Annotated in this window: 21 protein-coding genes; 2 read left to right on the forward strand and 19 right to left on the reverse strand. The window is 56.4% G+C overall.

Annotation, left to right across the window (positions count from 1 at the left end; translation table 11 throughout):
- The first annotated feature begins 77 nt into the window (after positions 1–77).
- Together ACIN8IBEIGE_RS16080 and ACIN8IBEIGE_RS16085 are read left to right on the forward strand one after the other, a co-directional pair.
- Positions 78–2,831, forward strand: coding sequence for a hybrid sensor histidine kinase/response regulator (locus tag ACIN8IBEIGE_RS16080; RefSeq protein WP_160015535.1), 2,754 nt, complete (start codon positions 78–80; stop codon positions 2,829–2,831).
- A gap of 239 nt (positions 2,832–3,070) precedes the next feature.
- Positions 3,071–3,310, forward strand: a complete 240-nt coding sequence (locus tag ACIN8IBEIGE_RS16085) for a YheU family protein (RefSeq protein WP_090387437.1) — start codon at positions 3,071–3,073, stop codon at positions 3,308–3,310.
- A gap of 104 nt (positions 3,311–3,414) precedes the next feature.
- Here ACIN8IBEIGE_RS16085 and ACIN8IBEIGE_RS16090 read toward each other — a convergent pair whose 3' ends face one another.
- From ACIN8IBEIGE_RS16090 to ACIN8IBEIGE_RS16180, 19 genes are all read right to left on the reverse strand, one after another.
- Entirely contained in the window at positions 3,415–3,843 is a 429-nt protein-coding gene (locus tag ACIN8IBEIGE_RS16090) for a hypothetical protein (protein ID WP_160015536.1), read from the reverse strand.
- Between the two features lie 110 nt (positions 3,844–3,953).
- Positions 3,954–5,120 (reverse strand): CynX/NimT family MFS transporter, encoded by a 1,167-nt coding sequence (locus ACIN8IBEIGE_RS16095; protein ID WP_160015537.1) that lies wholly within the window; start codon positions 5,118–5,120, stop codon positions 3,954–3,956.
- Positions 5,121–5,249: 129 nt separating this feature from the next.
- Positions 5,250–6,056 carry an SDR family oxidoreductase gene (locus ACIN8IBEIGE_RS16100; protein ID WP_160015538.1) on the reverse strand — a complete coding sequence of 269 codons (807 nt, stop codon included), beginning with the start codon at positions 6,054–6,056 and terminating at the stop codon, positions 5,250–5,252.
- 105 nt (positions 6,057–6,161) lie between these two features.
- On the reverse strand, positions 6,162–6,533 hold the full coding sequence (locus tag ACIN8IBEIGE_RS16105) for a DUF2784 domain-containing protein (RefSeq protein WP_160015539.1): 372 nt from the start codon (positions 6,531–6,533) through the stop codon (positions 6,162–6,164).
- 126 nt (positions 6,534–6,659) lie between these two features.
- Positions 6,660–6,983, reverse strand: coding sequence for a helix-hairpin-helix domain-containing protein (locus ACIN8IBEIGE_RS16110; RefSeq protein ID WP_090387860.1), 324 nt, complete (start codon positions 6,981–6,983; stop codon positions 6,660–6,662).
- A gap of 153 nt (positions 6,984–7,136) precedes the next feature.
- On the reverse strand, positions 7,137–9,080 hold the full coding sequence (locus ACIN8IBEIGE_RS16115) for a nucleoside-diphosphate sugar epimerase/dehydratase (protein ID WP_256665284.1): 1,944 nt from the start codon (positions 9,078–9,080) through the stop codon (positions 7,137–7,139).
- Between the two features lie 100 nt (positions 9,081–9,180).
- Positions 9,181–10,356 (reverse strand): DegT/DnrJ/EryC1/StrS aminotransferase family protein, encoded by a 1,176-nt coding sequence (locus ACIN8IBEIGE_RS16120; RefSeq protein ID WP_160015541.1) that lies wholly within the window; start codon positions 10,354–10,356, stop codon positions 9,181–9,183.
- 52 nt (positions 10,357–10,408) lie between these two features.
- Positions 10,409–11,026: a NeuD/PglB/VioB family sugar acetyltransferase gene (locus ACIN8IBEIGE_RS16125; protein WP_160015542.1), complete on the reverse strand. Its 618-nt coding sequence runs from the start codon at positions 11,024–11,026 to the stop codon at positions 10,409–10,411.
- Positions 11,023–11,619, reverse strand: coding sequence for a sugar transferase (locus tag ACIN8IBEIGE_RS16130; protein WP_306109737.1), 597 nt, complete (start codon positions 11,617–11,619; stop codon positions 11,023–11,025). The genes ACIN8IBEIGE_RS16125 and ACIN8IBEIGE_RS16130 overlap by 4 nt, the downstream gene beginning before the upstream one ends.
- On the reverse strand, positions 11,619–12,767 hold the full coding sequence (locus tag ACIN8IBEIGE_RS16135) for a glycosyltransferase family 4 protein (protein WP_160015544.1): 1,149 nt from the start codon (positions 12,765–12,767) through the stop codon (positions 11,619–11,621). Before ACIN8IBEIGE_RS16135 ends, ACIN8IBEIGE_RS16130 begins: the two co-directional genes overlap by 1 nt.
- Positions 12,764–14,269 carry a glycosyltransferase family 39 protein gene (locus ACIN8IBEIGE_RS16140; RefSeq protein ID WP_218579705.1) on the reverse strand — a complete coding sequence of 502 codons (1,506 nt, stop codon included), beginning with the start codon at positions 14,267–14,269 and terminating at the stop codon, positions 12,764–12,766. The genes ACIN8IBEIGE_RS16135 and ACIN8IBEIGE_RS16140 overlap by 4 nt, the downstream gene beginning before the upstream one ends.
- A 2-nt stretch (positions 14,270–14,271) precedes the next feature.
- Complete coding sequence (locus tag ACIN8IBEIGE_RS16145; RefSeq protein ID WP_160015546.1) at positions 14,272–15,732, reverse strand: lipopolysaccharide biosynthesis protein; 1,461 nt, start codon at positions 15,730–15,732, stop codon at positions 14,272–14,274.
- Positions 15,733–15,789: 57 nt separating this feature from the next.
- Positions 15,790–16,587, reverse strand: coding sequence for a methionyl-tRNA formyltransferase (locus ACIN8IBEIGE_RS16150; protein WP_160015547.1), 798 nt, complete (start codon positions 16,585–16,587; stop codon positions 15,790–15,792).
- Positions 16,587–17,585, reverse strand: a complete 999-nt coding sequence (locus ACIN8IBEIGE_RS16155; protein ID WP_160015548.1) for a GNAT family N-acetyltransferase — start codon at positions 17,583–17,585, stop codon at positions 16,587–16,589. The genes ACIN8IBEIGE_RS16150 and ACIN8IBEIGE_RS16155 overlap by 1 nt, the downstream gene beginning before the upstream one ends.
- Positions 17,582–18,325 carry a hypothetical protein gene (locus ACIN8IBEIGE_RS16160; protein WP_160015549.1) on the reverse strand — a complete coding sequence of 248 codons (744 nt, stop codon included), beginning with the start codon at positions 18,323–18,325 and terminating at the stop codon, positions 17,582–17,584. The genes ACIN8IBEIGE_RS16155 and ACIN8IBEIGE_RS16160 overlap by 4 nt, the downstream gene beginning before the upstream one ends.
- The gene (locus ACIN8IBEIGE_RS16165; protein ID WP_160015550.1) at positions 18,322–19,227 is read right to left on the reverse strand and encodes a methionyl-tRNA formyltransferase; all 906 of its coding nucleotides are present in this window, start codon (positions 19,225–19,227) and stop codon (positions 18,322–18,324) included. The genes ACIN8IBEIGE_RS16160 and ACIN8IBEIGE_RS16165 overlap by 4 nt, the downstream gene beginning before the upstream one ends.
- On the reverse strand, positions 19,224–20,321 hold the full coding sequence (locus ACIN8IBEIGE_RS16170; RefSeq protein WP_160015551.1) for a DegT/DnrJ/EryC1/StrS aminotransferase family protein: 1,098 nt from the start codon (positions 20,319–20,321) through the stop codon (positions 19,224–19,226). Before ACIN8IBEIGE_RS16170 ends, ACIN8IBEIGE_RS16165 begins: the two co-directional genes overlap by 4 nt.
- Entirely contained in the window at positions 20,318–21,295 is a 978-nt protein-coding gene (locus tag ACIN8IBEIGE_RS16175) for an NAD-dependent epimerase/dehydratase family protein (RefSeq protein WP_160015552.1), read from the reverse strand. The genes ACIN8IBEIGE_RS16170 and ACIN8IBEIGE_RS16175 overlap by 4 nt, the downstream gene beginning before the upstream one ends.
- Entirely contained in the window at positions 21,292–22,248 is a 957-nt protein-coding gene (locus ACIN8IBEIGE_RS16180) for a Gfo/Idh/MocA family protein (RefSeq protein ID WP_160015553.1), read from the reverse strand. The genes ACIN8IBEIGE_RS16175 and ACIN8IBEIGE_RS16180 overlap by 4 nt, the downstream gene beginning before the upstream one ends.
- Position 22,249 lies beyond the last annotated feature (1 nt).

Here is a 22,249-nt window from a genome sequence, read left to right on the forward strand (position 1 = left end):
GCCGCGCGCATCCGGGCAAAGTGACGGCATGACGCGGGGCCGGATCAGGCCTCAAATAATAATATTGAGGTCGGTAAATGCCTCGGATATGGCTGGCTGTGGTGCTGTTCTGGCTGTGTGGATCGGCGTGGGCGCTGCAACCTGCAACGCTGAACAACGCCGATCTGCGCCTGCCACTCGGCCCCTCCATGGCCTACCTGGAAGACGCGCAAGGTGAGCTGAGCGTCGAACAGGTCGGCGCCCTGGCCGACGAACGCTTTACCCCAGTTAAGGGCGAGCACGCCAACCTCGGCAAGAATGATTCGGTCTGGTGGTTCAAGGTACGTCTGAACAACAGCCTGGCGCAGAACCTGGCTGGCTACCTGGAGGTCAACTACCCACTGCTCGACCATCTGCAGGTGTTTCTGGCCAGCGCCGATGGCCAGTGGCAGATGCAGGAAAGCGGCGACCGCTATGCCTTCTCCCAGCGCCCGGTACAGGTGCGCAACTTCTGGTTCCCACTTGAACTGACGCCCGGCGAAAGCACCCTGCTGGTGCGGGTCGAGACCACCAGCACGATCTTTATGCCGCTGTTCTTCAGCACCTACCAGGCCAGCGCCGCCGCCCAGGAAAACCTCATGGGTTTCAATGGCGCGTTCTACGGCGTGCTGTTTGCGATGTTCTGCTACAACCTGTTCCTGTTTATCTCACTGCGTGAATCCGCCTACCTCTGGTACCTGGCCTACAACCTCAACGTCGGTCTGCTGGCCGCCTGTTTCGACGGCATGCTGTTCAAGCTGCTGCCCGAGCATGTGGCGTTCCAGTCGGTGAGCATCTACATCCTGATGTACCTGCACTGCCTGACGGCCATTCAGTTCAGCCGTCACTTCCTGCATGCACCGCAATACTTTCCACGCCTGGATACCGGCCTGCGCCTGTTGATGCTGGCCTGCGCCGGCTGCCTGCTGTCGGTGCCACTGATTGGCTTCAACGCCTGGAATATCCTCGCCAGCGTCACCGTTTCCCTGGTCTCGCTGACCCTGCTGCTCACCGGCCTGTATATCTGGCGCCGGGGTGTACGTTACGGCTCCTACTACACCCTCGCCTGGGCCATCCTGCTGTTCGCCTTTATCCAGGCCACCACCGGCTCGCTGGGCGTGGAAGTCTTTGGTGTATTCGGCGCCACGGCCGTGAAGATCGGCGTGACCATCGAACTGATCACCCTGTCCATCGGCCTGGCCGACCGCATCAATCTGCTCAAGGAAGAAGGCTTCCAGTCACGCCGCGCCGCTGAGCAGGCAGAAATCGAAAACCAGGCCAAGAGCCGCTTTCTGGCCAAGATGAGCCACGAAATCCGCACCCCACTCAACGGCGTGCTGGGCATGTTACAGCTGCTCAAGGAGACCCCGCTGGACCGCAGCCAGCGCTTCTACGTCGACACCATTTCCAGCTCCGGCAGCTCGCTGATGGCGGTGATCAACGACATCCTCGATTACGCGCGCATCGAATCCGGCAAGCTCAGCCTGGAACACATCGAGTTCGATCTGGAAGAGCTGATTTCCGACACCCTAAGCCTGTTCACCGGGCAAGCCCTGGACAAGCGCCTGCGCCTCTATGTCAGCCTTGAAAGCGGTGTACCACGCCGTACCCAGGGCGACCCGACGCGGCTCAAACAGGTACTGATGAACCTGCTCAGCAACGCCCTGAAGTTCACCGCCGAAGGCCACGTGGCACTGAATGTCTGCCGGCGCAATGACTCCCAGGGCAAGCCGCATCTGGTGTTCGCCATCAGCGACAGCGGAATCGGCATCAGTGACCAGGCGCTGACCCAGCTGTTTGAGTCCTTTGCTCAGGGCGACTCCAGCACCACCCGTCGTTACGGCGGCAGCGGCCTAGGCCTGGCGATCAGCAAGGAGCTGGTGGAAATGATGGGCGGCCGCATCGAAGTGCAGAGCACACAGGGCCAGGGCACGCGCTTTGCCTTCGATATTCCGCAAGCGGATGAGATTCTGCCCGCCGACCCGTTGCACGAACTGCTCAAGGGCCGTACCGCGTTGCTCACATCACTCGACGGCCTCGGCCTGGATGCCTTGAGCCGCCTCCTCGGGCGCTGGGGCATGCGCACCGAACGCTGCCAGAATCCGGAAACCCTGCTCGGCTACCTGGAGGATTTTGCCGCCCCACCGCTGCTGGTACTGATGGCGCCCTGGCCGGGCAGCATCCAGCACTGGCTGGAGTCGCTGCGTCCACTGCTGCAGCCCGGACAACGCGTGCTGCTGCTCTGCGCACCGGAACAATGCCAGCAACTGCCCAGCTCCGCCGGCCTGCGCCTGCTCGGCCTACCCCAACCGCTGGCGATCAACGCTTTGCGCAGCGCCCTACTCGAACTGTACGAAGAGCCGCGTATCGTGGAAATCAAAGCACAACCGAAAACCCATACCGACACCGGCAGCACGCCCTGCATCCTGGTGGCTGAAGACAACCCGGTGAATCAGCTCGTCGTCCAAGGCTTTCTGAAAAAGCGTGGCTACAATGTGCGCCTGGTGACCAACGGCCTGGCCGCCCTCAACGAATACCAGCGCGACCCAGGCGCCACGCAACTGATCCTGATGGACTGCGAAATGCCGGAGATGGATGGCTTCGAAGCCACCCGACAGATCCGCCGCCTGGAGCGCCAGCACAACCTGCCGGCCGTGCCGATCATCGCCCTGACCGCACACATCCTCGATGAGCACCGCCAGCACGGGGTCGAATCTGGAATGAATGACTTCCTCGGCAAACCGCTGGACAGCGCCAAGCTTTACAGCACCCTGGAAGCCTATCTGCAGCCGGCCGAACCACCCGCCCAGTAACTGCACGGCAAACATGGCCAGCCGGGGCTGCGCACGTTAGCAGGCCACTGAAAAATGTAGGCGAGGCAGGCAAGACAAGGCGCTACGTAGTAACAGCCGAAGGCTGGTCAAAGCGCCGAGGAAGCGGAGTGTACGAGTTGTACATGAGCCTTCCGAGGCCGTTTTTAACGCAGTATTGCCAACGTAGGTAATTTTTCAACGGCCTGCTAGCATCCGCGCTGCGCTCTGGAGGCCCTACCGTGCTAATCCCCTACACACTGCTCGAAGCTGACACCCTGACCCGCCTGATCGAGGACTTCGTTACCCGCGATGGCACCGACAATGGCGACGAGACCCCGCTGAATACCCGTATCGAACGAGTACGCCACGCATTGAGCAAAGGCCAGGCGGTAATTGTCTTCGATGCGGAAAGCCAGCAATGCCAGCTGGCGCTGAAGCGCGATGTGCCGAAAGAGTGGCTGGATGCGCTTGAGGAATAAACACCGTGAGGGCAACCGCATCCTCGTAGGTTGGTGCTGAGCACAGCGAAGTCCAACAAGGCGGCATGTTCGTGGGGCTTCGTCGCTGCGCGACTCAACCCAACCTATCCGCGTAAACCACCTTCGCGCTCCCACGCACAGCGCACGCGCAGCTCGCCTTCCTGCGGGCTGTGAAAGCCGCCATCCGACTCCCAGCGAAAGGTGTGGGTGCCGTTCAGCTCGGTTTCCAGATGCACCACCGCGCTCGCCCAATACAGGCGCTTGAGCAGCGCCTCGAACTGCTTGATCCACAGGCCCCACTCGTATTCCACCGTACGGTAGCTGGCGCCGAAGTGGATCACCTGGGTCTGATACAGGCCATCGCCCGGCTGCTCGCAACAGGCAAACATCTCCCGCCCAAGAAAACTCCAGGCATCGCCGGCCGGCAGCTCATCGAGCACTTGCCGATTGATTTCACGACGCAGACGGCTTTCCGCCGGACTGTCCGAGGGCCAGTCACGGATGCAACCATAAACGATGGATTCGGACTCCACGCAGGCACTCCAGCAAATCAAGGCTGCCTTCTATCACAGCCGTCCTGAGCAAGGAAGGAACTGCTGCCAAATAAGCGTCAGTGTATCGCCGCAGCGACGCCTGGCCGGCGTCATTTATGGGTGCGCGTCGGTCCACGGCGCATCAGCCAGGCCAGCAGCGTCATCAGCGTCGCAAGCCCGGTAAGCACCATAAACGGCAACTGATAGTTACCCGCCAGATCACGCGCCAGGCCCGTCAGCACGGGCGTCAGGCAAGCAATGCTGTAGCCCATACACAGCATCATCGCCGTCCAACGGCTGACCGCCATTGGTGAGCCGGCCTCATACAGCGGCAGCACCAGTGACAAGGCAAAGGAGCCGCCCAGACCAAAGCCGATAGTGACCGCCCACAGCTCAGGCAGCACCGACGGCTGAAAGGTGATCATCGCCAGGCTGATAGATGACAACAGCCCGCAACCCACCAGCAGCAGGTAACGGTTCTTGAAACGCTGCGCCAACCAAGGCAGCAGAAACGAGCTGGGCAAGCCCATCAGCATCGACACGCTGAACAGGCTATTGCTGTGCATCAGGCTCAGGCCGGCTTCGTGATAACGCGCCACAGCCCAGGTGGCCAGGGCATAGAACAAGCCGGCCTGAATGGCGAAGAAGGCACTGATCAACCAGGCCCGCGGCTGTCGCCAGGGCAAGCCCTTACCGCCCTCTTCACTCTCAGCTTCAGCGCGATTGGGCAAGCACAGCCAGAGCACTAACCCGACCAGCGCCGGCAGCGCCCAGATGGCCAGGCCGTAGGTCCAGTCATTACCCAGCCATAGCGTGGCCGGCACGGTGAGTACCGCACCACCGGCGCCTCCAATCGCCATGCTCAGCGAGTACCACCCCACCACACTGCCCATGCGCCCGGCAAAGTGCCGCTTGATAAAGCCCGACAGCAAAGGCCCGGCAACCGCGATGGCTGCGCCCAACAGCACCGCGCTGCCAATCAGAATCGCACTGGCATGTCCCACTGCGCGCAGCAGCAGCGCCACCGCGATGACCGCCATGCACAAGGCGATGGTGCGCTCCAGCCCCATACGCACGGCCAAACGCGGCGCAAAAGGCGCCAACAAGCCCATGCACAACACCGGCAACGCAGTGGTGAGGCTGATCAGGCTGCGGCTCAAGGCCAGTTCTTCGGCGATCCGCTCAATCAGCGGCGCCAGGGAGGTGATACCTGGGCGCAAATTGATTGCAGCCAGGATCAGGGCCAGCAACAGCATGGCCCGAGGGAAAGGTTTCACAGTAGATCCATCAGTTTCGCGGTCATGCCGACATGACCGCAAACCTTAGAGCGCAAGCTCATCGCAAACAACCCCGAACGGTGATTAAGTTGACCTTTAAATCAACTAATTCACATCACCCGTGCCCTGTCACTTGGCGCGCGGCGCACGCATCTTATCGGCCATGCTGGTCATCTCGCTGTACAGCAACTGCGGGTTCTTCTGCTTCAACGCCCAGGCCATGCGGCCTTGCTCGTGGGGCAGAATCATAAATTCGCCTTTGCCGATTTCCTGGTAAATGTAGTCGGCAATATCCGCTGCACTGATCGGCGAGCTTTCCAGCAGTTTGCCAACCTGCGCCTTCATAGCAGGGGTCGGTCCGCGGAAGGAATCCAGCAGGTTGGTCTGGAAGAACGATGGGCACACTACATGCACGCTGACTTCATGCAGCTTCAACTCGATCAGCAAGCTTTCCGACAACGCCACCACGCCGGCCTTAGCCACGTTGTAGTTGCTCATGGCAGGCCCCTGCATCAAGGCCGCCATGGAGGCGATATTGACGATCTTACCTTTGCTTTTTTCCAGCAGTGGCAGGAAGGCCTTGCAGCCCTTGACCACCCCCATCAGGTTGATCGCGATCTGCCAATCCCAATCTTCCAGCGACAACTCGCTGAAGAACCCGCCAGAGGCCACACCGGCGTTATTGACGATCACATCGATACCGCCGAGTTTCTCTTCGCAGGCCTGGGCGAACGCCGTCAGCTGGCTGTAATCGCGCACATCGCAGCGCTGAGTAAAACCATCTCCACCCGCTTCACGAACCATCTGCAAGGTTTCCACCAGGCCCGGCTCGTTGACATCCGATAGGGCCAACCGCCAGCCCTCACGCGCCCAACGCAGGGCAATTTCACGCCCCAAACCCGAACCCGCGCCGGTGATCATCATGCGATTTTGCATAGGAAAGCTGCCTTGTGATGCTGTGATTGATGAGGCCAGTGTAGCTGGGGAAATTATCTTGCCCTCATACCATCATCCATCTGAATAAGGTGGCCTAAGCTCAACTCACGGCCGCCGCCAGCGCTGCCAAAACAGCACGCCATAAATCAGGCCATTGAACAGCAGAACGAACAACCCCAAACCAATTTGAATCTGCGGCGTAAGCCCAGCTGGATAGATGATCGGTAGCAGGTAGTGCTCAACAAAACCACCGCTATACCCGGCCTGTCCCGCAGCTGCACGCAAGCTGTGCTCCAACGGCGTCAGCGGACAGGGCCAGCGCATCAACTCCACCAAAACACCCCACAAAGCCGCAGGCACATGCAACCAGACTACCTCGCGCCAACGCCACACTAGCAAACCACCCAACACCACAAACAGAATAAACAACAGGTGCACAACCACCACCGCATCTGCCGCTACTGCCAACCAAAACATAAAGCGCCTCTCGATTAATTCTCAGCCCTGTTTTTACAAAATAACGCGCATGCGTATTAAAAACATGATCGCCAAAAAGCAAGAAGGCCGGTTAATCACCGGCCTTAATTAAAACAACTGATCGTGTTAGTTAATGCTCAATTTGTCGCGATTCTTCTCCAACGTCGCTTCGCCAATACCCTTAACTTCCAGCAATTCATCCACCGAAGCAAAGTCGCCGTGCTCATCACGATAAGCCACAATCGCCTGCGCCTTGACCTCACCAATCCCCAGCAACTCACGTTGCAGAGTGGCAGCATCAGCAGTATTGAGATTGATCTTACCGACCGTAGCCACTTCAGCTGACTCAACAGCGGGCGCTGGCTGAGTCTGCGTTTCAGCAGCGAAAACCGCCAGGGACATGGAAGCAAGAACAGCGAACAACAGAGAAGACAGTTTGGCTTTTAGCATACGAGAATCCCTTCGTTAGTTTTTCAGAGCGTGAAGCTTACTACCCCACGCTCTGAAAACTAGCTGCTGCCATGCGCTTGTCAAATAACGGAATGAATCGCCAATTGGGACAGACTTACCCAAGCCCCACCCACAAGTTTTTGCAGAGAACATTTATGGTTGCAGAGGACGCTTCATGTGCATCCAATCAACAATCTCACCTTCTGGCTTGTAGCCACTAACTGTCTCACGCAACAACTGCCGAACACACTCATAGTCATCACGCTCAACAGCACCCAACAATTCGTTCAAACGCAATTTGAGGACATCCCAAGACAGGTGCTCCTCATTAGCCCGCATAATCATCGGATGCTCCGTCGGGCTGACATTGTCACCGATTAGAAGCTCCTCGTAGAGCTTCTCACCAGGGCGCAAACCAGTGAACTCAATAGTGATATCGCCGTGAGGTGTTTTATCCGAACGCACACTCAAGCCGCTGAGGTGGATCATCTTCTCCGCCAACACAGCAATTTTTACTGGCTCACCCATATCGAGAACGAACACATCACCGCCTTCCCCCATGGCGCCAGCTTGAATCACTAGCTGTGCCGCTTCCGGGATCGTCATAAAGTAACGAGTGATATTCGGATGGGTAACCGTAACCGGCCCACCGCGACGGATCTGCTCACGGAACAGTGGAATCACCGACCCAGACGAACCTAGCACGTTACCGAAGCGAACCATGGTGAAACGGGTGCGGTTCTCCACTGCGGCTTCGCTGGACGTTGTGAAGAGTTGGGGCTCGCGGCTAAACGCCTGTAGCACCATCTCCGCCAGGCGCTTGGTGCTGCCCATGACGTTAGTAGGCCGCACCGCCTTGTCGGTGGAAATCAGCACAAAGTTCTCTACTCCGGCACACACCGCCGCCACCGCAGTCTGCAAGGTACCGCGCACATTGTTCAGAACACCCTCAGCGATGTTGTGCTCAACGATAGGCACGTGCTTGTAGGCAGCTGCGTGGTAGACAGTCTGTACCTGCCAAGTACGCATCACTTCAAGCAACCGGTCGGCGTCACGGATACTACCGAGTATTGCTACCAGACGCACAGGCAGGCCGTTACGGTGAATCCAGCCCTCAAGCTCGCTTTGAATGCTGTAGAGGTTGTATTCACTGTGCTCGAACAACACGAGAGTGAGAGGCCCACTGGTGAGAATCTGGCGACACAACTCCGAGCCAATTGAGCCGCCAGCGCCAGTAACCATAACCACCTGATCACGAATGCAGCGTTCGAACAACTCGGGACGAGGCGGCACCGCGTCGCGGCCAAGGAGGTCGATAATGTCGACTTCCTGCAGATCACTAACGCTGACCCGGCCGCTGGCCAGATCCATGAAACCGGGGATGGTGCGCACATGAACCGGATAGGCTTCGAGTTCATCGAGAATCTCACGGCGCCGGCTGCGCGACACCGACGGAATGGCCAAAAGTACCTCTTCGACGCCTGTATCCGAGATCATCTGCTCAATATGTCGGGATTTGTAAACCTTCAGCCCCCCGATCACGCGCCCAGCGATACCTTCGTCATCATCAATAAAGGCGACCGGCTGCATGCTCTTGCCCATACGCAATGTGGCCAACAACTGGTTGCCCGCAGAACCAGCACCATATATGCCGACCCGCGTCAGCGGCATCTGGCGCCTGACGCCGCGTACCGGAAACAACTCGCCGCTGAAGTACTGGCGCATAAGCAACCGCAAGCCACCAACAAACAACAGCGAGAGCGCCCAGTAGATGAAGATCACTGAACGCGGCATCAAGGCGTCCGGCTGCATCAAGTAGATGATCACTGCAAGCAATAGCGCCGACAGACTCACCGCGTTGAACATTGCGACTAACGCCCCGCTGCCAAAGTAACGCAGCACAGCACGATATAGACCGAAGCGCACGAACAGCGGAATCGCCGCAGCAGGAGCGGCGATGAACAGCCATAGGTACTCATCGAACGGATCGATCATCCGGTCAAATCCCAGCCGGATCATAAAGGCCAGCCACAAAGCTGCCCACAGTAAAAAGACATCTGCACATACCTGTAACGCCCGCTTTCTGCGCCGCGACATTCCCAGCAGACGTTGGCGCAGCTTATCGCGTCCCTGCCCTATCAAATACCTTCTCCCAACCAAATATCTGAGCACTGTGAAAGGCAACTCAAGCATGCAATCATCGGGCGGCCTCGTTCATCACCGCGTTCAAAACTGCACAGGTCTTGTCCAACTCAGCATCGTTCAAGGTCGGATGTACCATAAACATGAGACTTGTCTCCCCAAGTTCCCTAGCGATCGCAAAATGCTTCTCAGGCCTCCAACCTGTGCCATCGAAAGCCTTTTCCAGATAAACCTCTGAGCAGGATCCAGAAAAACACGGGACACCAGCAGCGTTAATTTCATTAAGGACACGATCACGCGTCCAGCCCTCTTTCAGATGTTCGGGCTCGATGAAGACGTAGCACTTGTAGGCTGCATGCGCCGACTCACTGTGCAGGCGCGGCACTCGCAACCCCGGAAGAGTACTGGCGAGGCTCCAGATACGCTCGGCATTGGCCAGTCGCCGCTCGTGCCACTGCGGCATGCGACGCAACTGGATGCGACCGATCACCGCCTGCACCTCAATCATCCGCCAGTTGGTACCGAAGCTCTCATGCAGCCAGCGGAAACCCGGGGCATGCTCGCGCTCATAGACCGCGCACCAGCTCTTGCCATGATCCTTGAATGACCACATGCGCGACCACAGTTCAGAGCAGTCGGTAGTCACCATACCGCCCTCACCGCCGGTGGTCATGATCTTATCCTGACAGAACGACCAAGCGCCGACATGACCAATAGAGCCTACCGGACGCCCCTTGTAAAAAGCGCCATGGGCCTGTGCGCAGTCTTCGATGACCTTGAGATCGTGTTCCTCTGCAAGCGCCATGATCTGATCCATGTCGCACGGCCAACCGGCCAAGTGCACACAGATCACAGCCTTGGTGCGCGGCGTCAGTACCGACCGGATCGTCTCTGCCGTGATGTTCTGCGAGTCACGGTCGACCTCAGCGAAGACTGGAACGGCACCCGCATTGACGATGCAAGAGACTGAGGCCAGGAAAGTACGCGGTGTCACCACCACCTCATCCCCTGCACCTACCCCCAGCGCCTTTAAGGCCAGATCTAGCGCAACCGTGCCGTTAGCCAGCGCAATGGCATAACGGGTCCCTGCCCAGACGGCGAACTCACGCTCGAAGTGCCTACACTCCTCGCCTGTCCAGTAGTTCACGCGATTGGAAAGAATGACGTCGCGCGCGGCATCAGCCTCTTCGACAGAAAAGGAAGGCCAAGGCGAAAAAGGCGTATTCAACACAAGCAGATCTCTATCACGTTGAACGTGGCAGCCAGCGCCGACACGAATTTGACTAGCTAACGATCCGGGCAGGAATACCCACGACCGTGACATTATCCGGCAATTCGCCGACCACTGCAGCCCCCGCTCCGACGACCACATTGGCACCGATATTGACAAGCTGGCGCACGCTGGCTCCGATGCCGATCCAGGTCGCTTCGCCTATCCGCACTCCACCTGCGAGACAAGCGCCCGGGCTGACATGTACGCCGGCGTCGAGCACCGCATCATGGTCCACACCACAAAGGGTGTTAAGGATACAGCCCTCGCCGACTCGCGCGAACGCATTGACCACCGCTCCGGCAAAAACCACGCAGCCGGACTCGACCACGGCGTGCCGGCTGACGCAGGCCTGGGGGTGCACGAGCGTCTCTATGGGAAAACCCTTGTCCCGCAACAATCTCAACTTGGCCAGACGAGTGCGATTGTGTCCGATGGCCACGATAACCCCAGCAAAGCGGTCGGCCTGCTGGAGCAGCTCGTCGGTCCCCCCCTCAATCGCCCAGGCACCATTATACTGCGCGTCCGGGAACGCATCGTCAAAGAACGCCACATCCCAGCCGCACAGCTCGGCGACATCCGCGACCACCTTGCCGTGACCGCTGGCGCCAAGAATCGCCAGACGCTTCACTCTTCCTCCCCAGTGAAGCGCGAGGTGGTCGCCTGCCCATCGGCACTGATGCCTTCGCGTACGAACACCTTCTTCACGGTCAACAGAAGAATTCGGATATCCAGCAGGAGCGAGCGATTGTCCACGTACCAGACATCCAGAGCAAACTTCTGCGGCCAGCTCAATGCATTGCGCCCGTTCACCTGCGCCCAACCGGTAATGCCTGGACGCACCTCATGCCGCCGCATCTGCTCGGCGCTATACAAGGGCAGATACTCCATCAACAACGGGCGCGGCCCGACTAGGCTCATGTCGCCCTTCAACACGTTCCATAGCTCGGGGAGTTCATCCAGGCTAGTCGCGCGGAGCAATCGACCAAACCGGGTGAGACGAACATCGTCAGGCAGCGGATTACCATCGGCGTCCAGCGCATCGAGCATGGTGCGAAACTTTACCATCATGAACGGCCGCCCTTGCAATCCCGGGCGCTGCTGGCGAAACAGCGCAGGCGAGCCTAGGTTCATGCGCACCAGCACATACAAAATCAGCAATACCGGCCAGAACAACAGCAGCGCAAATGCGCTGCAAAGGATGTCGAACGCACGCTTCAGCATCATGCCTTTGCCCCCTGGGCAAATACCCGCGCATAGAAAGCGCTCAGACCTTCCACGATCCGCTTACGCGAGAAGAGCTGCAAGGCGCGAACGCGCGCCGCCTCTGCCATTGCCGCACGAAGCTCGCCATCGTCGAGCAAGCGCTGCAACGCATCTGCTAGCTCCGGCACACGGGCCGGGGGCACCAGCAACCCGGAAACACCGTCTTCCACCGCATCGGTAAGCCCGTAGATCCGGGTAGCCACCGAAGGCACACTCGCCGCAGCCGCCTCCAGAACCGAACTACCGAAGCCTTCACGATAGCTGGGCAGGCAGAAAATATCCGCAGCCGCCATGTAGGCCTCAGGCTCGCTGGTAAAACCCTGGAAATGCAGACGCTCGCCCAGACGCCCGGCGACCGAAAGAATGTGTGCAACCATCCCGCCTTCATCCGGCCCCACTATCAGCCAGTGCAAGAAGGGAAAGCGCTGGTCCAGCACCAGCATGGCCTCGGCCATCTCGCGCAAGCCCTTGTCGGTATTCAGACGGCCGAGAAAAAGCACCACGTTCGCATCCAGGGGAATGCCATGATTGCCACGTACGCGCTCGCGCGCCTGCGGATCGGGACGAAAACGCTCACCATCCACACCGCAGATTGAACCATCGCCAATGACCTCTGCCGCACCAGCCCGACAAACCCCCTCTGCCAGCAGGAAATCCCGCTGCGACGGGCTGTCCGCCAGAAGATGCGAAGCGGTTGCGGCAATCAGCCGATCCGCACTCTTCAATACGAACCGCCCCAAGCCCGCGCGCGTGACCCATACCTGCCCGGTAAACCAGTGCACCCGCACCGGCACCCCTGCAATACGAGCAGCGAGCATTCCAAGCAGCCCCGCCTTGGGTGTCACCGAATGCACCGCATCGAAGTGGTGACGACGAAAAAGCCGCACCAGCTGGAAGAGCGTCTTCAAGTCCACAAACGGCGAAATTTCCCGCGCCAAGGGCACGCTAAGGTAGGTCACCCGCTCATCCTGCGGAACCGGCTCAGAGCCATAGTTCGATATGACGAAGACGTCATAGTCATTGGCCAGACACTCGATATGCAGACGCAGGAATGCTGAAACAGCCATAGGGACGGTGGTGATGAAACAGAGCCGCTTACGAGTCATATCTCGCCATTCCTCGCCGTATCAAATTTGTAAAGGAGGTAATCACCAAAGCTCTCTACCTCGGCAGAGGGTAAATCTTTGCAAAAGCGTTCTGGCAAATATCCTTCATATGTCAACAAATAACGCACATGATATTTTTCAAATATCTTCCGGATAGGCACACGCAAAACTGGAAACACCGGCTCCAACAGATGGTATCCATACCCATGACCGCCGAATAAAACCGACTTACCTGTCCGATAAGCAACCAAATCATGCCAATGCTGTGGAAAACACATGACAGGACCGTTTTCAAGAGTAGCCAAACGGCTAATGGCCTCATCCAGCTCAGAGTCAACTTTCATCGTTCGACTTGTGCGCAAAGCTTTGAAAAAAGCAACAAGAGCCGACATACACATTAATAAGCCAACTACAAATGCCAACCACCAGTACCAAGCCTGCCCCAACGACAAAAAACCGATACCCAAAGCCAGTGCAGCCGGAAAACTTCCATTATAGCCATACAAGTAACCTTGGCCGAGCGAACGAAACATCGGAACCAAGGTAGTAAGAAGCGCAAACAAGAATGTCAAGGCAAGCCAGGTATATATCCACACCTCATACACAGCAAATTCGTGCCCCTTGAAAAAAGAAAACAGGCCCACCCCCAATGCAATTGGCATCCAGGGATTAAACCCGATCACAAATTGCAGTCGCCGAATCCAAGCCTTGAACCCGGACCGATAGAATTTGCTTGGGGTTTCATATCCTGCCTCACCATAAACTGGAGATTCCAGCAACGGATGAACTCCATTTCCACGCCAATTTCGAGCCCAGAACTTAACGGTATCCCAATGAGCTCTCATCGTCAGGCGATAAAACCCTCCACTTAACAGAAGCGCAGCCAAGACACTACCCGGCACCAACAAGGAAAGGCGAACATCACCAGCCAGCCCCGTCCCAAACAAAGATGTGAACCAAAATAACTGCATGGCCATCTTATGCGTAATCATAACCATGCCAGCAAGGAAGAATACGCCCAGCCAAAACCAGGGCGAGGCCTCATATAAAATAATGGCACTCACCAACAACCACATCGCATCGAGAAATAGCGCGCCAATGCCCCGCGGATTCAACTGCATATTATAAGTAATAAGAAGAGGCGTAACCGCATAGACTATTCCAGCAATTGCAGCCACTACCAGATCCGCAGTCAACCACCAGGCAGCCCAAACCAAAAGAACCATTCGCAGCATGTCTATGAAAACCGCGAACTGCACACTGAAACGATCAAACATTGCAGCAGGTAACCTCGACATCAACCATGGAAAGAAGGGGGGGTACCAATGCCCCTCATCCAAGAGAAATTGTGGCATCTTGACGGGCAATGAACCATCGCGACGTAAGGTCTCGATATAAGTCTTCCAATACCATTGATCCACACCCGAACCATGAGAGGAAAGCAATACCGGCGCGATTCGTAGAATCAGCGCACATAGGAAAACCAGAAACAGAAACAGCACCATCACATTCCTTTTCTACATAACAGCCGCACCAATACTGGAGCAGTACGAGACAGAGAGACCGGCACCATTGCCGACACTTCTTCTGGAGAAAAAAAGTTAGCACGCCTAACTAGAGCAAGCATGCATAGCATGACCAGTGCCGCCACCAGAGAGCGAGCCAAAAAACCATCCATAACAACCAACGACAACCCCCCAAGGTGAGCCAGCAGCAGAGCCAGAGCACCTCCGGCGAAAGGCAATTTAAGATAGCGATGCTGATCAATTAAAAACAGCCACTGCACAAAAATGAAACCAGCCAATGCCGCAATCGCGGCACCTAAAACCCCAAAAACGGGCAGCAAAATTAAAGTCAGCAATATATTGAGCAGCAACTTCAGCCCAAACAGACCAACATTGGCGGTTAATAGCCGCCCCTGCACAAAGTGCCCCAAACCATACAGATGTGTAGCTGCAGCACCCGGCACCGCCCCCAACAGGACTTGAAGTATCACCCGACTATTTTCAAAAGAACTGCCCACTAACCATAAGAAGAGAGCAGGCAAAAAAGCGATAAGCCCAATAGTTGCAAGCACCCAAAGACTCATCATCTGCGGTGCAACGCGGCCAATTAGTTGCCTCTCACTTGCTACGCCCACCCTCTCTACTCGAGAAACCAACTGGGGCATCAAAACAGCAACCACAGCAGTGGGCAGGCCGACCATGATCAACATATATTGATAGGCAGGGTGATAAACACCTACGGCCTGAATATCAAGAAAGTGGCTTATCAGAATATAATCACACCACTCCGAAAGATACCCAACCAAGTATCCCGGCAACAGCGGAAGAGAAAAAGCAAGCGCCAAGCGAACTTGCTGCCCCTCTGGAAGCCCCCAACCTAAAGAGCTCCCTTTTAACTCTCGCGCAAGCATAAAAACCCAAGCTGCAGCTCCCGAGAAACTGAGGACCGTGAGAATTTGCAGCGAGGTTAGACGATGGCCCAGAATGGCCATTAAAGATAGAGCACCTAGAACCCCTATTAAGAGTAGGTCAGCAACGAGAGGAGACCATGCTAGCCGTAAATAGCGCTCTCGCACTTGCTGGAGCCCCTGAGTCTCGCCCATGAGCCAAAGCGAGATAAAAATGGGAATGATCAACCACAAGCTATCCTTCGGCATATCCAATCGGATCGACAACCACTCCGAAGGTGCCAGCAAGAAACAAGCAAGAACTAGCACGCCACCGAACAACAATAAGGGCCAGCGCGTTGCCCACGTTCTCCTTAGCTGCCCAGAAACCTCCCACTCCAGTCGCCCAAAGCGTTGGGTAATCGACTGAGACCACAGAACGAACACCTGATTCAGCAACATACCTGCAGCCAGAAGCATGGCCCAAGTTCCCAGACTCTCCGGCCCCATCACACGAGCCATTAACGCCGATACGAGCAGCCACAGCGGGGCTCGTACGGCACGTGCCAACATAAGCGCGGCTGTAGCTGTCAGACGAAACGGGCCGTCAGCTGTACTCATAGAAACGGCTCAAAATGCGCCTACCACAAGCGAATCTCCAGCCTGCAGTCCAGCTAGTAATCCAGATTCCACGGGAACGAGACGAACCACCCCCTGAGCACAGGCAACAAGCAGCCCTCGCTCATCAACTTTCAGGATGCAACCTGGCGCGCCAGTACTGGCAGCATCATCGACCACTTCAGAAGAGCAGAAGTGCAGTATTTCGCCGGTTGCTGTATGGCACATCGCTCCCTGTGTATACGGCGGTGCCACAGCCCGAACAAAGTCCCTGACTTTCTCCGCACGATCAAAAGAAACCAAACAATTGTCTTGAGCATGGCGCCGGCGAAACAGGCTTGCGCAAGTCTCGTCTTGTGGCTGCGCCACCAAACGTCCGCTCGCCCACTCAATTAACACTGACGGCAACCACTCATTAAGCAAGACTGCGCCTCGACTGAAGGCGTCATTAACATCCTCATCGAAGCCCAAACTAAAAGCGACCTGAGCCAAAACATCTCCAGCATCAACCTCAGCCACTACCTCATGCAGAGAGAATCCCAACTGGGCCTCCCCATTAAGAATGGCCCATGTAAAGGCGTGCCGCCCCCTATACCTAGGCAACAGAGAATTGTGCACATTTAGGACAACACACTGGCGAGCAATGAAATCGGACGACAGTATATAGGGCCAGTTTATCAGCAACACATTCGCATCACTAATAGAATCCAGCCCCTCACGCGAGCGAATAACTTTGGACAACAACCCCGTACTCTCGATTGCAGAGAAGAGCGGGGCATCAGGTTCCAGCGTAGTCAGCAAGGTGAGCACTATTGCAGCCTCAACAGATATGTTTCCCTAAACTGCCCTATAGCCCCCAGCGTCTCCTTGAAACGAAAAATCGAATCATAAGCTTGCATATTCACTGAGGAGGTTCCGAGATCCATCCAGCAGTAACCCAACGACTGAGCCTGCTCAAAGCCATCAAGTAGCAATGCTGACTGCGCCTGGGCTGCCTGATACTCCGGGTCCTGACAAAGATAAAATGTTCCTACTACACGACTGTTTTGCGCAAAATAGCAAACACCGGCAATGGGCTTTTCTTCCAAATAAGCACAGGAAAGGAAAACATTATCGGGCAGCTCAGTAGCAAGCCACTGCAACTCCTCAAAAGTGTGGGTTGGTTTCCTACCGTGCTTTTCAAAGGTAGCAGTCAGCGTTTGCCAAAAATCCTGAATCGGTGCAGATCTTCGCACCACAACGCCTAGCTTATTTGCTTTCCGAGCACGGCGCTCCCACTCGGATCGGTGAGACTGCACATGACTGTACTCTGCGAAATTGGTGTCAAGAGGAATGACACTGGAAATATCCCTATTCACACACGAGAAGCCCGCCTCCAAAAGCGCGAAACGAAATGTTTCTGTATATACAAGACTGCACGCTCTAATTGGCAGTGTTATCCGAAACTCTTGCGCACCAGCGTTGGCCACATACTCAACTATCGCACCAATTATATCTCTACAAGCAGAAAGACCTAACGCGCCTTGCAAGGCTGGACCACCATAGCTACCGCCGTATGGAGACAACGCACAGAGTTCCCCGTTCCGCTCAATCAATGCAAGCGGCCATAGAGCGATTCTTTTCTTTTTCCGATGTATAGATAAAAAATGCTCACCCCCTAAGAAGCGATCTCCGTGGTAGCGCAAAAACCTCGACTTATGGAACAAGGTCCCGTCATTTGACAACTCAATGAAATCATCCCAGCCGCTTTCAACCAGATCTCCCTCACGCACAACAAAGCAATCTGCAATAGATCCATTATTTTTCAATGGGAAGACCTCAGAAGCTCAAGAAGCCACCCTCGAGCACCAGAGCCGGAAAAACGCTCCTGTAGCAATTCATCTGGATGATAATGCAAAGGACGTGTCCGCTCGTAACGCTGCAGGTTCTCAGTGTTTAGATAGACATGGATAGGATGAAAATCGAAAACCATCAACCCATCCTGACTCAGCAAACCACTAATATCAGGAAGAGTCTGCTGCTGACCGTAAATGCACATGATGTCGTCCTCCCACGAATAAGGAACTCGTAACATGTCATTCCATAACAACCATGGTTTGAGAGTGATGCCTGCGGTCATCGGAATAAAATGATTACAGTCGTGGGTCAGGCCCTTGCTACGGAATAGATTGAGCAAGGTTGAACTCTGCGTCATGTGATGGCTGCGCACGGCGGTTGCCTCGGGCACCAGCGCCATTGTCCGCTCTAGAACCTCCTCCGCTGACCCCCCCGCCTGAGTTTGCAGATTAAAAAGAAAGTTAAAATTGGGATGTATACCCAACTCAAACTTAGGGTTGGCGCGTAGCCGTGCTAAAAGTGGTGTCTCATGGGTGACAAACCATGTTGCGGCAACATCTGCCTGCTCGACCAAGTCAATACAATCAGCTAACACTTCATCATGCGCCCAGTCGATATCGAAGGTAAGGAACACCTTACCCTCCCAAGAGCTTGGATCACTCATATCGATACGTGAAATTGTGGAAAATACGCGGGAACAGGTAGCCGTCATATGAGCCTCGTTTTCAATGACTTGAGCACCTGCGGCGCTGAAGCTTCTGCAGCACCGTCCATCGCAACATTGAGTAGCCGTACAGCACCATCTCCGCAGGCCACTACAACCCACTCGGTCGAAACCTCAACCACACTACCGGGAGCGCCATAGAAACGCCTAGGTTCTAGTACACAGCGCCAGACTCGAAGTACACCACCGCCCTCCAGTCGTGTATATGCGCCGGGATAGGGGTGGGTCTGAGCACGGATGAAATCATGCACTCGCTCAGCCGAGGCACGCCAGTCAATAAGGCCATCCTCAGGGCGTCTAAGGCCGCAATATGAAGCCTCTTCGTCCGGTTGCGGATAGAGCTTCGCAACACCACCTAGAACCTGCGGAACATATCGCGCGGCAAGCCCGAGCATAAGTGCGTTTGCCTTATTCAGGGCATCGCCAATGGTTTCATCAGCAGCCAACTCGACGCTCGCCTGCCCAACCAGGAGCCCTTCATCCATCCCCTCACTGAAGCGGAAAAAGCTCACTCCGATTGCTGGCTCGCCGTTAATGATTTGCCAAACAAGAGGTGCGTTACCGCGATATTTGGGAAGGGACGAATAGTGAAAGCCGTAGAAGTCGCAATGTCCATCCACCGGAATGATCTGGTACCAACCGTGCACGAATGCTAGCCGCGCCTGGTAATGATCCAGCCAGTGCAACGTGTCGGCTCGTGTGGCAACCAACTGAAGCGGCACCCCATGACGCTCGGCCAGTGAACGAAACCCCGGCAACGCAGAACGCGCATCTTGAGAGTCGTCGGGGCAAATAATCGCAGCAAGATCGCCGTGCAACATCTGGCAGATGGCCTCGCACAACAACAATCCCGCCGCCTTACTACCCATGAACACTACAGCGTCGGTCACTCAGCATTGCTCCGACGCAAGATCGCAGAGCAAACGCGCTCCACATCCACCCCTTGGTAACACGGCAGAGTGATGGTTTCTTCCTGCAAACGAGCAGCGTTGGGCTGCACATCTGCATAACGCTGACGGTAATAGGTCGTCCCACTCAAACAGTAGGTACCTATGGTCGTTTCAATGCCATCTTCACGCAAACCACGGATCAACCCATCACGGTTCATACCTGTCGGCACGCGAAACACCAGAGATTGCACGTTATGCACGACGTCGGCGTTGCGGACCTGCGGTACGAACCCGGCATCATCCAGAAGACCGACGTAAGCTGCACGCACTTCGTTGCGTTCAGCAACAATCGCATCCAGCTTGCGCAACTGTACACGCCCCATCAACGCCTGCGGCTCGGAAAGACGGTAATTGTAGCCTTGCTCGATGAAGTCCAGCCCATAGCCAGACATGCCGCTGGCCCCGTGGTTGAGCTTTACATCAAACCAGGCAGACCAGGCATCGTTATTGGTGGTGATCGCACCGCCCTCACCAGTGGTTAGCAACTTGCGCGGGTGAAAGCTGAAGCAGGTCAGATCAGCGATATTTCCCACTCTGACGCCATGCTCACTGCTACCGATTGCGCAAGCAGCATCTTCGATTAGAGGTACACCATACTCTTTGCAGATTGCCGCAATCTCATGCATTCCGCTTGGATTACCAAATGCATCGACTGCAATAACCGCTTTTGTTTTCTGGGTAATGCGAGCGCGCAATGCACTTGGCAGCATGTTGTAGGTATCGAGCGACACATCGACGAAGACCGGGCGCGCACCCAAGTCCTCTACAACATTGGCGGTGGCCGGAAAGGAGAAGTCCGAGACGATCACTTCATCGCCCGCAGCCACACCTAGCAACTTCAGGCAAACGCTTAAGGCGGTGGTGGCAGAAGTCGCCAAGTGAGTGAACTTCGCTCCGGTATAAGCACAGAGTTCCTTGCGAAAGGCCTCTACATGCTGGCCGCGGGTGAACATACCCGAGTCAAAGATCTCACGCATTTCAGCCTCGACTTCATCGAAGCTTATATAAGGCCTCATCAGACGGATCTGGCTCATGCGCGCGCTCCGATCTGGGCGGTGTACCAGGCCAGGGTATCGGCCAACCCCTTGTCGAACGGTGTCAGCGAGTACTGGATCAGCCCTTTCACCTTCTCGTTGCTGGCGTTGTGCGACAGCACGTCGGAATGGCGCGCTGGCTTGCGCAGTATCTCGCCGCTATAGCCGTAGTGGGCACAGATAAGGGGGATCAGTTGGTTGATCGATATCTGGTTGTCGGTGGAGATGTTCACGGTTTCGCCGAACGGCAGCACCGCGTGCAGCTTGACCACCGCATCCACAGTGTCATGCACGTAGATGAAATCACGGCTCTGGGTGCCCTCGCCGTGAATTTCCGGTGTGCCGCCGGTAAGCAGGCGCACGGCGGTAATCGGGATGACCCCGGCCAGCATGCCCTTGTGGTTCTGCCGCGGGCCATAGTTGTTGAACGGTCGGACGATATAGGCATCCACGCCGAACATCCGTACGTAGCTCTCTACCGCCAGGTCTGCTGCGGCCTTGCCGGCAGCGTAGGTAGTAGTCGGATTGCGCGGATGGGCTTCATCCATCGGTTCGTACACCGCCGAGCCATACACCTCCGAAGTAGAGAAGTGGCACAGGGTCTTGAACAGGCCGCGGCGCTGCAACTCGAGCAGGTTCAGCACCACCTTGACGTTGGTGTCGAAGGCGTTCGCCGGATTGAGGAAGGAGTAGTTCAGCGCCTTGGTCGCGCAGTTGAACACCAGGTCGATTGCATGGTTGGCGAAGATGTACTCCAGGCTGGTGTTCAGTTCGGCATCGTCGCGGTAGAAGGTCACCTTGCCGCTGGCCAGGGCCTCGGCGAGGTTCTCCTCCGAGCCAACAAAAAGGTTGTCGATGACCACCACATGCGCGGCGCCTTCAGCCAGTAGCCGGTCGACCAGGTGGCTGCCGATGAAACCGGCGCCGCCGGTAACCAGAATGCCCTTGCCCGCAAAACCTTCACGAATCGTCATGCCTGCACCGCCGCCTGAATTTGTGCACAGATTTTCATTGCGTCGACGCCAGCGTCAACACCGGGCATCAACCCGGCAGCAGGCTGGCGACAGCTCGCCATAAATACCTGTAGCTCAGTCAGCAACGCCTCCTGCGGAGCAACCGCCACACTCTCTTGAATCGCCGAGATGGCATAGGGCAGGCTGCCGCTGTCGCGCGTCTCGGACTGGCGGTTGATCAGGATTTCCTTACGCAGCAGGTCACAGTCGACGAACATGTCAACACAGGTGCCCTCGATCTGACGGATCTTCTTGTCGGTCACGCGGCTGGCCTGGATGCGCGAGAACTGGCCGTTCTCATGGGTGATCAACGCCGAGGCAAAGTCGATCATGCTGCCGTGGGCAAACCCGTGGGCTGAAACGGATCGTGCCGGGCCGTTCAGGTAAAGCGCCAGATCGATGTCGTGAATCATCAGGTCGGTGACCACGTCCACGTCGGTAATGCGCGAACTCACCTTGTTGGTACGGGTGAAATCGAGGCTGATGACACGCTCGGTCTTGTCCAGGACCATCTTGAGTGCCTGCACCGCCGGGTTGAAACGCTCGATGAAACCAACCTGGATATTCAGGCCCTTCTCTTTCGCGAAGATAGCAACCTCACGCGCCTCTTCCAGAGTGGCGGCCAGCGGCTTCTCGACGAAGATGTTCTTCACGTGGGCAGCCGCCAGACGGATGTAGTCCGCGTGCGTCACGGTCGGCGTGCAAATCACCACGGCATCGACGCCGACCAGCAGCGGCGTCGGATCAACAACACCGGGAATGCCGTGCACTTCTCCGGCCTTTGCAGCAACCTCCGCGTTGGCATCGGCGACGAAAGCCAGCTCGAAGCCCTTGAGCATCGACAGTACGCGCAAGTGATTGCGCCCCATGTTGCCGAGGCCGATCAGGCCTACCTTGAGCACTTGGTCTTGCATA

The organism is Pseudomonas sp. 8BK (assembly GCF_902506475.1).
Classification (GTDB): Bacteria; Pseudomonadota; Gammaproteobacteria; order Pseudomonadales; family Pseudomonadaceae; genus Aquipseudomonas; species Aquipseudomonas anguilliseptica.

Excerpts from the sequence above, each read along its gene's own strand:
- ACIN8IBEIGE_RS16180 (WP_160015553.1), bottom strand. The coding sequence starts at position 22,248 with ATGCAAGACCAAGTGCTCAAGGTAGGCCTGATCGGCCTCGGCAACATG.
- ACIN8IBEIGE_RS16130 (WP_306109737.1), bottom strand. The coding sequence starts at position 11,619 with ATGCTGAAGCGTGCGTTCGACATCCTTTGCAGCGCATTTGCGCTGCTG.
- ACIN8IBEIGE_RS16175 (WP_160015552.1), bottom strand. The coding sequence starts at position 21,295 with ATGACGATTCGTGAAGGTTTTGCGGGCAAGGGCATTCTGGTTACCGGC.
- ACIN8IBEIGE_RS16135 (WP_160015544.1), bottom strand. The coding sequence starts at position 12,767 with ATGACTCGTAAGCGGCTCTGTTTCATCACCACCGTCCCTATGGCTGTT.
- ACIN8IBEIGE_RS16100 (WP_160015538.1), bottom strand. The coding sequence starts at position 6,056 with ATGCAAAATCGCATGATGATCACCGGCGCGGGTTCGGGTTTGGGGCGT.
- ACIN8IBEIGE_RS16160 (WP_160015549.1), bottom strand. The coding sequence starts at position 18,325 with ATGACGGCTACCTGTTCCCGCGTATTTTCCACAATTTCACGTATCGAT.
- ACIN8IBEIGE_RS16110 (WP_090387860.1), bottom strand. The coding sequence starts at position 6,983 with ATGCTAAAAGCCAAACTGTCTTCTCTGTTGTTCGCTGTTCTTGCTTCC.
- ACIN8IBEIGE_RS16105 (WP_160015539.1), bottom strand. The coding sequence starts at position 6,533 with ATGTTTTGGTTGGCAGTAGCGGCAGATGCGGTGGTGGTTGTGCACCTG.
- ACIN8IBEIGE_RS16170 (WP_160015551.1), bottom strand. The coding sequence starts at position 20,321 with ATGAGCCAGATCCGTCTGATGAGGCCTTATATAAGCTTCGATGAAGTC.
- ACIN8IBEIGE_RS16145 (WP_160015546.1), bottom strand. The coding sequence starts at position 15,732 with ATGTTGGCACGTGCCGTACGAGCCCCGCTGTGGCTGCTCGTATCGGCG.
- ACIN8IBEIGE_RS16080 (WP_160015535.1), top strand. The coding sequence starts at position 78 with ATGCCTCGGATATGGCTGGCTGTGGTGCTGTTCTGGCTGTGTGGATCG.
- ACIN8IBEIGE_RS16115 (WP_256665284.1), bottom strand. The coding sequence starts at position 9,080 with ATGTCGCGGCGCAGAAAGCGGGCGTTACAGGTATGTGCAGATGTCTTT.